The organism is Aeromonas sp. QDB34, from assembly GCF_027705405.1.
GTDB classification, from domain to species: Bacteria; Pseudomonadota; Gammaproteobacteria; order Enterobacterales; family Aeromonadaceae; genus Aeromonas; species Aeromonas hydrophila.
Window position 1 is genome coordinate 291,913 of sequence record NZ_JAPDBT010000003.1, and the last position, 13,821, is coordinate 305,733.

The 13,821-nt window shown below is 60.9% G+C and carries 14 protein-coding genes; 6 read left to right on the plus strand and 8 right to left on the minus strand.

Annotated elements, in window-relative coordinates; genetic code table 11:
* Nucleotides 1–109 precede the first annotated feature (109 nt).
* The 3 genes from OKC29_RS07345 to cydX are packed head-to-tail and all read left to right on the plus strand — an operon-like array spanning nucleotide 110 to nucleotide 2,949.
* Nucleotides 110–1,681 carry a cytochrome ubiquinol oxidase subunit I gene (locus OKC29_RS07345; RefSeq protein WP_073349675.1) on the plus strand — a complete coding sequence of 524 codons (1,572 nt, stop codon included), beginning with the start codon at nucleotides 110–112 and terminating at the stop codon, nucleotides 1,679–1,681.
* A complete protein-coding gene (gene cydB / locus OKC29_RS07350; protein WP_073349676.1) occupies nucleotides 1,681–2,808 on the plus strand; it encodes a cytochrome d ubiquinol oxidase subunit II in 1,128 nt (375 codons plus the stop codon). The genes OKC29_RS07345 and cydB overlap by 1 nt, the downstream gene beginning before the upstream one ends.
* Nucleotides 2,809–2,835: 27 nt before the next feature.
* Nucleotides 2,836–2,949, plus strand: a complete 114-nt coding sequence (gene cydX / locus OKC29_RS07355; RefSeq protein ID WP_005310033.1) for a cytochrome bd-I oxidase subunit CydX — start codon at nucleotides 2,836–2,838, stop codon at nucleotides 2,947–2,949.
* A gap of 62 nt (nucleotides 2,950–3,011) precedes the next feature.
* On the opposite strand, the gene OKC29_RS07360 is transcribed toward cydX, so the two are convergent.
* From OKC29_RS07360 to OKC29_RS07385, 6 genes are all read right to left on the minus strand, one after another.
* Nucleotides 3,012–4,184, minus strand: a complete 1,173-nt coding sequence (locus tag OKC29_RS07360) for an MFS transporter (RefSeq protein WP_073349678.1) — start codon at nucleotides 4,182–4,184, stop codon at nucleotides 3,012–3,014.
* A 375-nt stretch (nucleotides 4,185–4,559) separates the two neighbouring features.
* Nucleotides 4,560–5,363 carry a 2,5-didehydrogluconate reductase DkgB gene (gene dkgB, locus OKC29_RS07365; protein ID WP_073349680.1) on the minus strand — a complete coding sequence of 268 codons (804 nt, stop codon included), beginning with the start codon at nucleotides 5,361–5,363 and terminating at the stop codon, nucleotides 4,560–4,562.
* A gap of 47 nt (nucleotides 5,364–5,410) precedes the next feature.
* Entirely contained in the window at nucleotides 5,411–5,707 is a 297-nt protein-coding gene (locus tag OKC29_RS07370) for a putative quinol monooxygenase (RefSeq protein ID WP_017779403.1), read from the minus strand.
* A 175-nt stretch (nucleotides 5,708–5,882) separates the two neighbouring features.
* Nucleotides 5,883–6,248 carry a VOC family protein gene (locus OKC29_RS07375; RefSeq protein ID WP_073349683.1) on the minus strand — a complete coding sequence of 122 codons (366 nt, stop codon included), beginning with the start codon at nucleotides 6,246–6,248 and terminating at the stop codon, nucleotides 5,883–5,885.
* A gap of 20 nt (nucleotides 6,249–6,268) precedes the next feature.
* A complete protein-coding gene (locus OKC29_RS07380) occupies nucleotides 6,269–6,655 on the minus strand; it encodes a DUF6404 family protein (protein ID WP_073349685.1) in 387 nt (128 codons plus the stop codon).
* A 407-nt stretch (nucleotides 6,656–7,062) separates the two neighbouring features.
* On the minus strand, nucleotides 7,063–7,449 hold the full coding sequence (locus tag OKC29_RS07385) for a DUF6404 family protein (protein ID WP_073349687.1): 387 nt from the start codon (nucleotides 7,447–7,449) through the stop codon (nucleotides 7,063–7,065).
* A 190-nt stretch (nucleotides 7,450–7,639) separates the two neighbouring features.
* Here OKC29_RS07385 and OKC29_RS07390 point away from each other — a divergent pair, with 190 nt between their 5' ends.
* Complete coding sequence (locus tag OKC29_RS07390; RefSeq protein WP_073349689.1) at nucleotides 7,640–8,542, plus strand: LysR substrate-binding domain-containing protein; 903 nt, start codon at nucleotides 7,640–7,642, stop codon at nucleotides 8,540–8,542.
* A gap of 167 nt (nucleotides 8,543–8,709) precedes the next feature.
* On the opposite strand, the gene glpK is transcribed toward OKC29_RS07390, so the two are convergent.
* Nucleotides 8,710–10,212 (minus strand): glycerol kinase GlpK, encoded by a 1,503-nt coding sequence (gene glpK / locus OKC29_RS07395; protein ID WP_017409920.1) that lies wholly within the window; start codon nucleotides 10,210–10,212, stop codon nucleotides 8,710–8,712.
* A gap of 54 nt (nucleotides 10,213–10,266) precedes the next feature.
* Complete coding sequence (locus OKC29_RS07400) at nucleotides 10,267–11,115, minus strand: MIP/aquaporin family protein (protein ID WP_011705540.1); 849 nt, start codon at nucleotides 11,113–11,115, stop codon at nucleotides 10,267–10,269.
* A gap of 487 nt (nucleotides 11,116–11,602) precedes the next feature.
* On the opposite strand from OKC29_RS07400, the gene glpT reads away from it, so the two are divergent.
* Together glpT and OKC29_RS07410 are read left to right on the plus strand one after the other, a co-directional pair.
* Entirely contained in the window at nucleotides 11,603–12,958 is a 1,356-nt protein-coding gene (gene glpT / locus OKC29_RS07405; RefSeq protein ID WP_073349691.1) for a glycerol-3-phosphate transporter, read from the plus strand.
* A gap of 101 nt (nucleotides 12,959–13,059) precedes the next feature.
* The gene (locus OKC29_RS07410) at nucleotides 13,060–13,818 is read left to right on the plus strand and encodes a DeoR/GlpR family transcriptional regulator (RefSeq protein WP_011705542.1); all 759 of its coding nucleotides are present in this window, start codon (nucleotides 13,060–13,062) and stop codon (nucleotides 13,816–13,818) included.
* Nucleotides 13,819–13,821 lie beyond the last annotated feature (3 nt).

Below are 13,821 nucleotides of genomic sequence, written 5' to 3' on the forward strand. Positions count from 1 at the left end.
ACTGTTATAGGTGTATTTCACTATAACTGCATCTGTTATAGGTGTCATGGACCGTGATGTACTTAACGGGCGAAAACCTGTCTGTTAAATGCAACATAGAGAGTCATGCATGATAAGCCTGGATGATGTGGTCAGCCTCTCCCGAATGCAGTTCGGGGCGACGGCGATGTTCCACTTTCTGTTTGTGCCCCTCACCCTGGGGCTGTCCTGGATCCTGGTGATCGCCGAGTCGGCCTACGTGATGACCGGCAAGGTGATCTACAAAGACATCACCCGTTTCTGGGGCAAGCTGTTTGGCATCAACTTCGTGATGGGGGTGACCACCGGCATTACCCTGGAGTTCCAGTTCGGTACCAACTGGGCCTACTACTCCCACTATGTCGGCGACATCTTCGGCACGCCGCTGGCGGTGGAAGGGCTGATGGCCTTCTTCCTCGAGTCCACCCTGGTGGGGTTGTTCTTCTTCGGCTGGGACAAGCTCTCCCGCGGTCAGCACCTGCTGGTGACCATGCTGGTGGCGCTCGGCTCCAACCTCTCCGCGCTCTGGATCCTCATCGCCAACGGCTGGATGCAAAACCCGGTCGGTGCCGAGTTCAACCCCATGACCATGCGCATGGAGCTGGTGGACGTGGCTGCGGTGATCTTCAACCCGGTGGCCCAGGTCAAGTTCGTGCACACGGTGGCGGCGGGTTATGTGGCGGCCTCCCTGTTCGTGATGGGGGTGAGCAGCTGGTATCTGCTGCGGCGCATGGAGGTGCGCTTCGCCCTGCGCTCCTTTGCCATCGCCTCGGGCTTTGGTCTGGCGGCCATCCTCTCGGTCATCGTGCTCGGCGACGAGTCGGGTTATCGCACCGGTGAGGTGCAGCAGGTGAAGCTGGCCGCCATCGAGGCGGAGTGGCACACCGAGCCGGCGCCCTCCTCCTTCACCCTGTTCGGCTTTCCGGATCAGGCCGCCGAGACCACCCACGCCGCGGTCAAGATCCCCTATCTGATGGGCATCATCGCCACTCGCTCCCTCGATGAGCAGGTGACGGGCCTCAAAGATCTCAAGGCGCGGCACGAGGAGCGCATTCGCAGCGGCATGCTGGCCCATGAGGCGCTCGAAGCGATGCGGGCTGATGGCAGCAACCAGGCCGCGCGAGCCACCTTCGAGCGTCATCGCCAGGATCTGGGCTATGGCCTCTTGCTCACCCCCTATGCCAAGGAGATTGGCAAGGCGGACGAGGCGGCCATCGCCAAGGCGGTGGCGGACTCCATCCCCCAGGTGGCGCCGCTGTTCTGGAGCTTTAGGCTGATGGTGGGCATCGGCGTGGTGCTGCTGGCGCTCTTTGCCGCCGCCTTCCTGCAGTTGTGTCGGGGCAAGCTGGTGCAATCCCCGCGTCTGCTCAAGGCCCTGTTCTGGTCTATTCCGCTGCCCTGGATTGCCATCGAGGCGGGCTGGTTCGTGGCCGAGTTCGGTCGCCAGCCGTGGACCATCAGCGACGTGCTACCGGTGTCGGCGTCTGTCTCCTTGCTGACCCCGGGCCAGCTCTGGTTCAGCCTGATCTCCATCTGTCTCATCTACACCAGCCTGCTGGTGGTGGAATTGTTCTTGTTGCGTCATGTGATCCGCAAAGGGCCCGCCAGCCTGCAGACGGGTCGCTATCAAGGTGAAGTGTTGCAAAACGGGAGTCCTGCCTGATGGATTACGAAACCCTGAAATTGATCTGGTGGGGGCTGGTGCTGTTCATGCTGGTCGGCTTCGTGGTGATGGATGGCTTCGATCTCGGCGTGGCCATGCTACTGCCGGTGGTGGCCAAGAACGACGAGGAGCGGCGGGTGCTGCTCAACAGCGTGGGGCCGGTGTGGGAGGGCAACCAGGTGTGGCTCATCGCCGGGGCCGGCGCCCTGTTCGCCGCCTGGCCGCTGGTCTATGCCGCCGCCTTCTCGGCGCTCTACGTGCCCTTCATGTTCCTGCTGTTCGGCCTGTTCCTGCGCCCGGTCGGTTTTGACTATCGCAGCAAGCTGGCGGACCCGGTCTGGCGCCGCTGGTGGGATCGCGCCCTGGTGGTGGGCGGCCTGCTGCCGACCCTGGTGTTTGGCGCTACCTTGGGCTTTTTGCTGCAGGGGCTGCCGTTTCGCTTCGATGCGGCCCTTCGCATCCACTACGGTGCCTTTGACTTCCACTGGCCGCTGTTGTTGACCTGCATGGGAACGGCACTGGCGCTGCTGTTGCTGCACGGCGCCAGCTTCCTGCAGTGCAAGACCCAGGGAGAGATCGCCCGGCGCTGCGCCCGCCAGAGTCTCTGGCTCGGTCCGCTGGCGAGCGGCCTGTTTGCCCTGGGCGGCGTCTGGCTCAGCCAGATGGCCGGTTACCGGGTGCTGGAGATTGGTGATATCAACGGGGCGCTCACCCCGCTGATGAAGGAGGTGGGGGTGGCCCAGCAGGGCTGGCTTGCCAACTTTGTGGCCCATCCCTGGCTCTGGTGCGTGCCGGCGCTCGGCCTGGTGCTGCCCATGGTGAGCAGCCTGGCCAGCGCCCGCGAACTGCCGCGCACGGCTTTGCTCGCCAGTGGCGGCGCCTGCGCCAGCATGATGCTGACCATCGCCATCGCCCTGTTCCCGTTCGTGCTGCCCTCGTCGCTGGATCCGTCCAGCAGCCTGACCCTGTGGGACAGCACCTCCAGCGAGCGCACCCTCTTCATCATGCTGGGGATTGTCGGGGTGCTGATGCCAGTCAACATCGGCTACACCCTCTGGGTCTACCGGGTGGTGCGTGGCAAGATGAGCGCCCAGCAGATCCGCCAGCACGGCCACAGCCTCTACTAACCCTCTTCAACCAAAGGATCATGCGATATGTGGTATTTCACCTGGATTCTGGGACTGGGCTTCGCCCTGTTGTGCGGGTTGGTCAACCTGCTCTGGCTGGAGGCGCGCTGGGCCGCCGATGAGGATCTCAAGGAGTCTTGAGACGCAGCCATGAAAAGGCCGACACAGGTGTCGGCCTTTTTGCATCTTGCTAGAGGGCTCGCTTAGGCGGGGAGGGCAACCCGGGCGGCCTGCCGCTCGCTGACATGGGTGAGGCCGTAGGCCAGCAGCACGATCAGCGCACCGATCCAGGGGGTGTGCATCAGACCCAGGTGCTCCACCACCAGGCCACCGACGACTGAGCCCAGCGCAATGCCGACGTTGAAGGCGGCAATATTGAGGCCCGATGCCACGTCCACCGCCCTGGGGGTGTGCTGCTCGGCCTGCTTCACCACCAGCACCTGCAGACCCGGCACGTTGCCAAAGGCAAACGCGCCCCACACCAGCACGGTCAGCACCGCCAGCACCGGGTGCGGCGCGGTGAAGGTGAGCACCAGCAGCACCAATGCGAGACCGGCAAACAACAGCTTCAGCGCAGGCAGCGGGCCCATGCGATCGGCCAGCTTGCCGCCCCAGATATTGCCGACGGCGACCGATACCCCGTACACCAGCAGAATGAGGCTCACCGCACCGGCGCTAAAGCCGCTCACCTGCTGCAGGATGGGGGCGAGAAAGGTGAACGCCGTGAAGGCACCGCCGTAACCGAGCGCCGTCTTGGCGTAGACCAGCAGCAAGGGCTTTTTGGTGAGCACCGAGAGCTGCTCGCGGATGGTCGAGGCCGCCCCCTTGGGCAGGTTGCTCGGGATCAGCAGCAGGCTGCCCACCATGGCGACGAGGCCAAGCAGGCTCACTGCCAGAAAGGTCTCGCGCCAGCCAAAGACCTGACCAATCCAGGTGCCGAGTGGTACGCCGGTCACCAGCGCGATGGTGAGGCCGCTGAACATGATGGCGATGGCGCTGGCCGCCTTCTCCTTGGCCACCAAGCCGGTGGCGATGGTGCTACCCACCGAGAAGAAGACCCCGTGCGCCAGCCCGGTCAGGATGCGGGCCACGATCAGGCTCTCGTAACCGGGGGCCTGCCAGGCCAGCAGATTGCCGGCGGTGAAGAGTGCCATCAGCCCCACCAGCAGCCACTTGCGCGGCACCTTGCCGGTGAGCGCCGTTAAGATCGGTGCGCCGATGGCCACGCCAAGGGCATAGAGGCTGACCAAGAGGCCTGCCGAGGGGAGCGAGACATTCAGCTGCTCGGCGATGGTGGGGATGAGCCCCACGATCACGAATTCGGTGGTGCCGATCGCAAAGGCACTCAGGGTGAGGGCAAATAACGCCAGTGGCATAACAACTCCTTGGATAGGGACTCCCGACGGGAGAATGGCGCCAGTATGCCGAGGGTGTTTGTTGGTAAAAATGACGGTGACATCAAATTACTTTTGCCAAATAAGCAGCAATCTTCACGATGGCTCGGGTCTTATCGGGCGGGAAATTGTGTGGGTGGCGCACAAAACCAAAAAAAGCGGGAGGCACAGTGCCTCCCGCTAGGGGTGGGATAAATATCCCGGATCGTTATTGCCTCCCTTCTCCCCTGGCGGGAGAAGGGTCGGGGATGAGGGGGCATTCTGTATATGCAGCAAAACTAGCCTAGGGTCGCCTGCTATACCCTCACCCTAGCCCTCTCCCATGGGGAAAGGGAACAATCCGGTTGAACCTGCTTGTTAGTCCCAATCCGGTGCAAAGTCCGGGTTGGCGCAGCGCTCGCCCCGCTCCAGGGTGGCGATGGCGGCCATCTCATCGCGACTGAGTTGCACCTTCAGCGCGGCAAGGTTGGCGGCCAGATTTTCCCGTTTGGTGGAGCTCGGGATCACCGTCATGCCCTGGGCCAGCAGCCAGGCCAGCGACACCTGGGCCGCCGAGACGCCGTGGCGCTGGCCAATTTCCATCAGCAGCGGCTCGGTGAGCACCTTGCCATAGGCGAGCGGCATATAGGCGGTGATGGCGATGCCATGGGCCTGGCAGAATGCCACCACCTTGCGGTTTTGCAGCAGCGGGTGGATCTCCACCTGCTGATGGGCGATGACGCCCGGCCCCAGGATCTCGATGGCCTGTTTGAGTTGGGCCACGGTGAAGTTGGAGACCCCGATCTCGCGGGTCAGGCCCCGAGTCTTGGCCTCGGCCAACTGTTCCAGATAGACCGCCATCGGCACCTCATCCTTGGGGGAGGGCCAGTGAATAAGCGTCAGGTCCAGATAGTCTGTGCCCAGTTTTTCGAGGCTTACCTCCAGGCTCGGGATCACCTTGCCCGGGCCGAACTCGCTGGTCCACACCTTGGTGGTCAGGTAGATATCCTGGCGGGGCACGCCGCTCTCGCGCATCAGCTGGCCCACTTCGGCCTCGTTGGCATAGATCTGGGCGGTGTCGATGTGGCGGTAACCAAGCTCGAGCCCTTGCAGCAGAGAGTCGCGCAGGGGTTGGCCGGTCAGGCGAAAGGTACCAAGACCCAGGTTGGGCATCTTCATCATGTTGTTCCTCAAATAGGTTGCAAAAGGGCGCTCAGCGGCGCGGCAAATCAGGCGTCCAGCGGCTGATAGCGGCGAATGGTGCTGCCGGCAAACCAGGGCTCGGCCCTGGCGACAAATTCGGTAAAGTGGGGTTGGCCCTGATGGGCGCTGAGGGCGGCCTCGCTCTCCCACACCTCGTAGAGCATCCAGCTGTGGGGATTGTCCAGATCCTGATGCAGCTGGTAGCGCAGGCAGCCAGCCTCCTGCAAGGTGGCCGCGATCAAGGGATCCAGGGCGGCGCGAAACTGGGGGGCGAATTCGGGTTTGGCTTCAAGCTGGGCAATCACAATCACGGGTGAAGACATCTGAACCTCCTTGCAAAAACGAAGGGTCAGTATGCCCACCACGACTTGTCCGAAACAGGGCCGCTGTCGCAAAACACTATTGAGACAAGAGCAGCAATGAATGGGCCGGGGCGAGGTGGCGAGGAGGAGGTCAGGGGGTAAAAGGAGCAGGGAGCGCCGGGGCGCCCCCTTGCCATCAGGCATTGGCTGGCTCGGACCAGACCGCAAATTCATTGCCGCTGGGCTCGACAAAGTGAAAGCGGCGGCCACCGGGAAAATCGAACAGGGGGCGAACTATGGTGCCCCCGGCGCCGGCTACCTTGCTCTGGGTCGCTTCAATATCGGCGCTGTAGAACACCAGCAGGGCACCGCCTTGCGCACTCTGGCTGCACAGATCGGCGCGATAGAAACCGCCATCCAGCCCTTCTCCCTCGAAGGCGCAATAATCGGGGCCATAATCGGCAAATTGCCAGCCGAAAGCGGCCTGAAAGAAGGCCTTGGTGGCGGCAAGATCTCTGGCGGCAAACTCCACATAGTTCAGTTTTTCATGGGCCCTGGTCATGAGGATCTCCTTGTCGATGATTATTTCGGTTGCCAGCGTTTTTGCGTGCGGCTCGTGGAGTGGGGCAACGCGTCCCAAGGGGTCAGCTTGAGCTGCTTGCGCCGAAACCAGAGCCAGGTCGCCATCAGCAGACCGACCCCTATGCCAAACAGCAGGCTCTGGCGTAGGGCGAATGCGGGGCTTACCTCATGTTGCCAGCCGAAGAACCACATCAACACCCCCCAGATAGCGCCAGTGGGGATCCCCAGAGCAAGGACATTGACCAGAAAGCGTTCGTAGTGGGGCGGCCTGATGGCGAGCCCAGCCTTTCGCAGCAGCCAGGTGATCGGCGGGTTGTAGTTGAGCGTCTGCACGCCCTTCTCTGCCAGCTCCTGATGGGCGGCCACGAGTCTGTGTTCGAACTCCATGATGTTTTCCTTGAGGTGCTTGGTGTCATACGGTGCCGTCATGCCGCATTCTACTGGCAAACCATCAACGCGATGTGGGCTCGTAGTCACGTTATTTATCTGTACGCTTTCGATTACTCCAGGGCCGCCATGATGACTGGATGAAGCCTTCTTGCGAGCACCATACCAAGGAAAATGGAGACGAAGAGAGGGAGAGGATCCCAACGGCGTCGATAGCTGCGCCAGTTGCCATTGTGGTGGCGGAAAAGCCGGTAGGTGAGAAGCACAAGAAAAATTGCGGTTTGAATGAAGCAGTTAACTGAAAAACTGATTATGAATTTGACGAAATCGGGCAAGGTGGGGGTCCGTGTCTATGAGGTTTGCTTTGCAAAGGGGGCATGGCACTTGGTGTCAATCCGCAGGGTTCTTCACGCTTTTTCTGTCGCGCCTGCACTGGTGGGTTGGCATGCCAGCTGTTCCCATGGGGTCAAATCAAACTGTCTGCGCTTCAGCCAGAGCCTGATCAAGGTAACGAGGCCAAACAGGCCAGCGAATAGCGCTGTGCTGAACAAGGATGATACGAAAGATCTTCCCTCTGGGTGCCAAACGAACGTCCACATAATCAGACCCCAGATCGGCGCGATACTGAGGCTGGCACAAAGAAAATTGACCAGTCCGCCCGCGTAATAAGGTGGCTTGACGGTGCAGCCGAGTTTGCGCAACAGCTTGAACATCCATGGGTTGTAGTCATATTCCTTGATGCCTTGGTCAGCCAGAGTCTGATGGGCGATGGTTAGCCGTTCTTCAAATGTCATTGATTTGCCTTATATCGCAGCGGCGTCATATGGTGCTTTTTTACGGCATTCTACGGATTAGGCAGGCTGAGGGATAGCAGCCATATCAGATTATTTCTCTGCTAAATACCAGCACAACTGCCAGAGCATCCTTGCCAATCCACAGCGGCTACGCCTATAAAGACCCATTACTCTTGTCTGGATTGCAGCAATGAAGACCCATTCTGATGAACTGACCCTGTTTGTGGCGGTGGTGGAGGCGGGCAGTTTTCGCCAGGCGGCGGAGAACCTCGGCATGGACAATTCGGTGGTGAGCCGTGGCATCAAGCGGCTGGAAGAGAAGCTCTCGACCGTGCTGCTCAACCGCACCACGAGGCGGGTCAGCCTGACCGAGGAGGGGAGCTGGTTCTATCAGCGGGCGGTGAAGATCCTGACCGAGATGAGCGAGGCGGAGGGGCTGCTGCTGATGCGCCGCGAGCAGCCGGAGGGGGTATTGCGGGTCGATGCCGCCACCCCCTTCATCCTGCACCGGCTGGTGCCCATCATCGGCGAGTTTCGCCGCCGCTACCCCGCCATCGAGCTGCAACTGCACAGCTCCGAGGGCTTTATCAACCTGATGGAGCGGCGGGTGGACATGGCCATTCGCATCGGCGAGCTGACCGACTCCTCCCTGCGGGCGCTGCCGCTGGGCCGCTCGCGGCTGCGGTTGCTGGCATCCCCCGACTATTTGCGCGAGCGCGGCACCCCGCGCCAACCGGCGGATCTGCTGAGCGGGCACGAGCTGCTCGGTTTTTTGCACCCCGATCACCTCAACCACTGGCCGCTGCTGAGCCAGGAGCAGGGGGACCGCTTTCCCATTAGTCCGACCCTGCGTGCCAGCAGCGGTGAAACCCTGCGCCAGCTGGCGCTGCGGGGGCAGGGGATCGTCTGTCTGTCGGATTTCATGACCGGGCAGGATCGGATGAGCGGCGCGCTGGTGGAGGTGCTGGCCCGCAGCAACAGCGGTGCCTCGCGCCCCATCAATGCGGTGTTCTACTCCGATGCCCAGCGCGATATCCGGCTGCGGGTCTGGCTCGATTTCCTTAAAGAGCAGCTCGGCAGCGAGATGCTGTAGCGCCCGCACTCTGAACCGGGCCAAACGATAGAAAGGGCTTGCCGTGCTTGGGGTGCCTGCCGAGGGAGGATAGGGGGCGTCATCATCGGGGCGGCGCTAAAAAAGAGAGGCCGACATCGCTGTCGGCCTCTCATGTTTTTCAGCTCAAGGCTGTGTCGGTTGCCCAATCACTCCTCTTCTGCCCAGCGGCGTGAACGTTCCACCGCCTTTTTCCAGCCGTTGTAGCGCTTGGCGCGATCGTCGCGGTCCATCTGCGGGATGAACTCGCGGTCCACGCTGAACTTGTCTTCCAGCTCTTCCGAGCTCTTCCAGAAGCCGACGGCCAGACCTGCCAGGAAGGCGGCGCCCATGGCGGTGGTCTCGATACGGGTCGGACGCACCACCGGGGTGTGCATCATGTCGGCCTGGAACTGCATCAGGAAGTCGTTGGCTACCGCGCCACCGTCCACCTTGAGGGCCGCCAGCTTGATGCCGGAGTCCTGCTGCATCGCATCCAGCACATCGCGGCTCTGATAGGCGATGGATTCCAGCGCGGCACGGATGATGTGGTTGCGGTTGGCGCCGCGGGTCAGGCCAACCATGGTGCCGCGAGCATACGGATCCCAGTAGGGGGCACCCAGGCCGACGAAGGCCGGTACCAGGTAGACGCCGTTGGTGTCGCCTACCTTGGAGGCGAAATAGTCGGTGTCGCGGGCATCGTGAATGATCTTCAGCTCGTCACGCAGCCACTGGATGGTGGCGCCGCCCATGAATACCGCACCCTCGAGGGCATAATTCACTTCCCCTTTCGGGCCGATGGCGACCGTGGTCAGCAGGCCGTTGCTGGAGCGAACCGGCTCGGTGCCGGTGTTCATCAGCATGAAGCAGCCGGTGCCGTAGGTGTTCTTGGCCATCCCTTTTTCGAAGCAGAGCTGGCCGAACAGGGCAGACTGCTGGTCACCAGCGATACCGGCGATGGGGATGCGGGAGCCGCCGCCACGGGTGGTGTAGCCGTACACTTCGGAAGAGGGTTTCACTTGTGGCAGCATGGACATGGGGATGCCCAGCTCGTCCAGCATCTTCTGATCCCACTTCAAGTCGCGGATGTTGTAGAGCATGGTACGGGAGGCGTTGGTCGGGTCGGTGACGTGCACTTCGCCGTTGGTCATCTTCCACACCAGCCAGGTATCGATGGTGCCGAACAGCAGCTCGCCGTTCATCGCCTTCTCGCGTGCCCCTTCCACGTTGTCGAGGATCCACTTCACCTTGGTGCCGGAGAAGTAGGCGTCCAGCACCAGACCGGTGTTTTCACGCACGTACTCTTCCAGGCCGCGCGCTTTGAGCTCTTCACAGATGGCCGCGGTGCGGCGGCACTGCCAGACGATGGCGTTGTAGATGGGCTTGCCGGTGGCCTTTTCCCATACCACTGTGGTTTCACGCTGGTTGGTGATGCCGATGGCGGCGATCTCTTCGCTGCGAAGGCCAGTCTTGGCCAGCACTTCGGTGAAGACGGAGGACTGGGTCGCCCAGATCTCCATCGGGTCGTGCTCTACCCAGCCCGCTTTCGGGTAGTGCTGGGTGAATTCGCGCTGGGAGGTACCGACTATGTTGGCGTCCTGGTCAAACACGATGGCACGGGAAGAGGTAGTACCCTGGTCCAGAGCGACGACATATTTCTTTTCAGCAGACATGATGTTCTCCACGTTTTTATTTTCCACGTTGTTACACGTTGGGGAGGGCCGCTCTTAGGCGGCGGCCTCTTCTTTGTTAGACAGCTTGGCGGCTTCTTCGGTGGCGACGCGGTTGCCCGGCACACAGGGAGCCAACACTTTTACATAGAGGGCAGTACCGATCTGGGCACCGACGATGGGGCCGAGGATGGGAACCCAGAAGTAGGGGTTGTCACGACCACCGGTCATGGCCACGTCACCCCAGCCAGCCAGGAAGGCGAACAGTTTGGGGCCGAAATCACGGGCCGGGTTCATGGCGAAACCGGTTAACGGGCCAAGGGAGGCGCCAATCACCGCGATCAGGATACCGATCAGCAGGGCTGCGGCGAAGCCTTTGGGGGCACCGTTGTTGTTGTCACCCAGCGCCATGATGCCCAGCATCAGCACGGCGGTGATCACCATCTCGACCGCGAAGGCCTGCATGTTGGAGAGCAGGGCATTCGGGTAGGTAGAGAAGATGCCGGCGCTGCCGAGGCTCTCGACGCTGCCGCGCACCACGTTGTGGGTCACTTCCCACTGGGTGAAAAGGTTACCATAGAGGAAGTAGACCAGCGCCGCGAAGCAGAAGGCGCCGGCAACCTGGGCGATGATGTAGGGCACCACTTTGCGCTTGTCGAACCCGCAGAAGGTCATCAGCGCCAGGGTCACGGCCGGGTTGAGGTGGGCACCGGAGATACCGCCGGTGACATAGATGGCGATGGCGACGCCCAGACCCCAGGTAATGGAAATTTCCCATTGCCCGAAGTTGGCTCCCGCCAGCACCAGTGCGGCCACGCAGCCAACGCCGAAAAATATCAGCAGGCCGGTTCCGATAAACTCGGCAATGCATTCGCCAAGCAGGGTATTGGGTCTTTGTATGCTCATACCGTTATTCCTTATATCCACCCAGAGTAGGTTTGATGTTCCGTTTTGTTGTTTTTCATTCCCATTATTGCGTCCGAAAACGTTTCTTCTTGTTTTTTGAGCTGACGCAAACGTTATGCTCGTTTGCGCTCGTTCTCGGACGAGAGAGAAAATAAACCTAAATCGCCCATTCACCACTCCCTCCCCGCAGGAAATGTGGACAAGATCCCACTCATTGCTAAGAAAATGTGACGGAAAGCAAGTTGATACAGTGGTTATACCACTTAGTGGGTAGCTAAAAGCCTTGCTACACAAGGGATTGCGGCTGATGAGTGATTGCTCATTTGGCACTTTCTTTTGTAATAAAACTGCAATATTTCAGCCTCCATCACAGATTAAATGTTCACATATGAGCACAATAGGCTCGCTTTCGAATCAGGACTCATCTGATTGGTCAGCATGGACAGGGCACCCTCAACCGCCCACAACAACAATAAGGAAGCAGAACATGCTTAGTCTCTTCAGGCCTGCACCACACATAGACAGGCTCCCGGCCGACAAGGTCGACCCCTTCTACAAACGCATGCGTTGGCAGGTGTTTTTCGGGATCTTCTTCGGTTATGCCGGTTACTACCTGGTACGGAAAAACTTCAGTCTGGCGATGCCCTATCTGATCGAGCAGGGCTTCTCCCGCGGTGATCTGGGTCTGGCGCTGTCCGGCGTCTCCATCGCCTACGGTCTCTCCAAGTTCCTGATGGGGAACGTGTCGGACCGCTCCAACGCCCGCTACTTCCTCTCCGCCGGTCTGCTGCTGTCGGCCGGCATCATGTTCATGATGGGGACCATGCACTGGGCCACCTCCAGCATCGCCATCATGTTCGTGCTGTTGTTCCTGAACGGCTGGGCACAGGGCATGGGCTGGCCGCCCTGCGGTCGCACCATGGTGCACTGGTGGTCACAGAAAGAGCGCGGTGAAGTGGTCGCGGTCTGGAACGTGGCCCACAACGTGGGTGGCGGCATGATAGGCCCGCTGTTCATTCTGGGGATGGGCTGGTTCAACGACTGGCGCAGTGCCTTCTATGTGCCGGCTGCCGCCGCTGCCGCTATCGCGGTGATCGCCTTCTTCGTGATGCGCGACACCCCGCAATCGGTGGGTCTGCCTCCCATCGAAGAGCACAAGAACGACTATCCGAAGGACTATAACGAAAGCCACGAGCAGGAGTTTTCCGCCAAGGAGATCTTCGTCAAGTACGTGCTGCACAACAAGCTGCTGTGGTACATCGCCATTGCCAACGCCTTCGTTTATCTCATTCGTTACGGTGTGCTGGACTGGGCGCCTACCTACCTGAAAGAGGCCAAGGATTTCAGCGTCGACAACTCCTCCTGGGCGTACTTCCTGTACGAGTGGGCGGGTATTCCGGGCACCCTGCTGTGCGGCTGGATCTCTGACAAGATGTTCCAGGGCCGCCGTGCACCGGCCGGCATCCTGTTCATGGTGCTGGTGACCGTGGCCGTGCTGGTCTACTGGTTCAACCCGGCCGGCAACCCGACCATCGACATGATGGCGCTGGTGGCCATCGGCTTCCTCATCTACGGCCCCGTCATGCTGATCGGCCTCTATGCCCTGGAGCTGGCGCCGAAGAAGGCCGCCGGTACTGCGGCAGGCTTCACCGGTCTGTTCGGTTATCTGGGTGGCGCGGTCGCGGCCAACGCCATGCTGGGCTACACCGTTGACCACTTCGGCTGGGATGGCGGCTTCATGGTGCTGACCGCTTCCTGCGTGCTCTCCATCATCCTGCTGGCGATGACCCTCAAGCACGAGAACCAGTCGATTGCCGCCAAAGCGGCTGCCCATAAGGCATAAAACGTGATCCTGCCCTTATCGATTGGAAAAGGGATCAGGTAAACTCCCCAAGGCCCCGCATCTGCCGGGGCCTTTTTTCGTCTCATCATCGGAGTTCAAGCGTGAAGCAAACCCAACGACATCTGGAGATCCTGGACGTCCTGACGCGGCAGGGCTTTGTCTCGACCGAGGATCTGGTGACCCACTTTGACGTCAGCCCCCAGACCATTCGCCGGGATCTCAACGATCTCGCCGAGCAGAACAAGATCCGGCGCCACCATGGCGGGGCCTCCCTGCATTCGAGTACCGTCAACACCGCCTACAGCGCCCGCAAGGTGATGCAGCTCAAGGAGAAAGAGCGTATCGCCCGTGAGGTGGCCGCCAATATTCCCGACGGCTCGTCGCTGTTCATCGACATAGGCACTACCACCGAAGCCATCGCCCGCGCCCTGCTCGATCACCGCGAGCTGCGCATCGTCACCAACAACCTCAACGTGGCCAGCATCCTCACCGCCAAGGATGACTTCACCGTCATCATCGCCGGTGGCGAAATTCGCAACCGGGACGGCGGCATCGTGGGGGAGGCGACCCGCGACTTCATCGGCCAGTTTCGCATGGACTACGGCGTCATCGGCATCTCGGGCATCGACAGCGACGGCTCATTGCTCGACTTCGACTACCACGAGGTGAAGATTGCCCAGGCCATCATCGCCCACTCCCGCCAGGTGTTCCTGGCTGCCGACCACACCAAGTTTGGTCGCAACGCCATGGTCAACCTCGGCAACCTCAGCCAGATCCATGCCCTGTTCACCGATCAGGAGCCGCCGGAGAAGCTGATGCGGCTGATGTCCCAGCACCAGATCGAGTGCCACATCTGCTGAGTC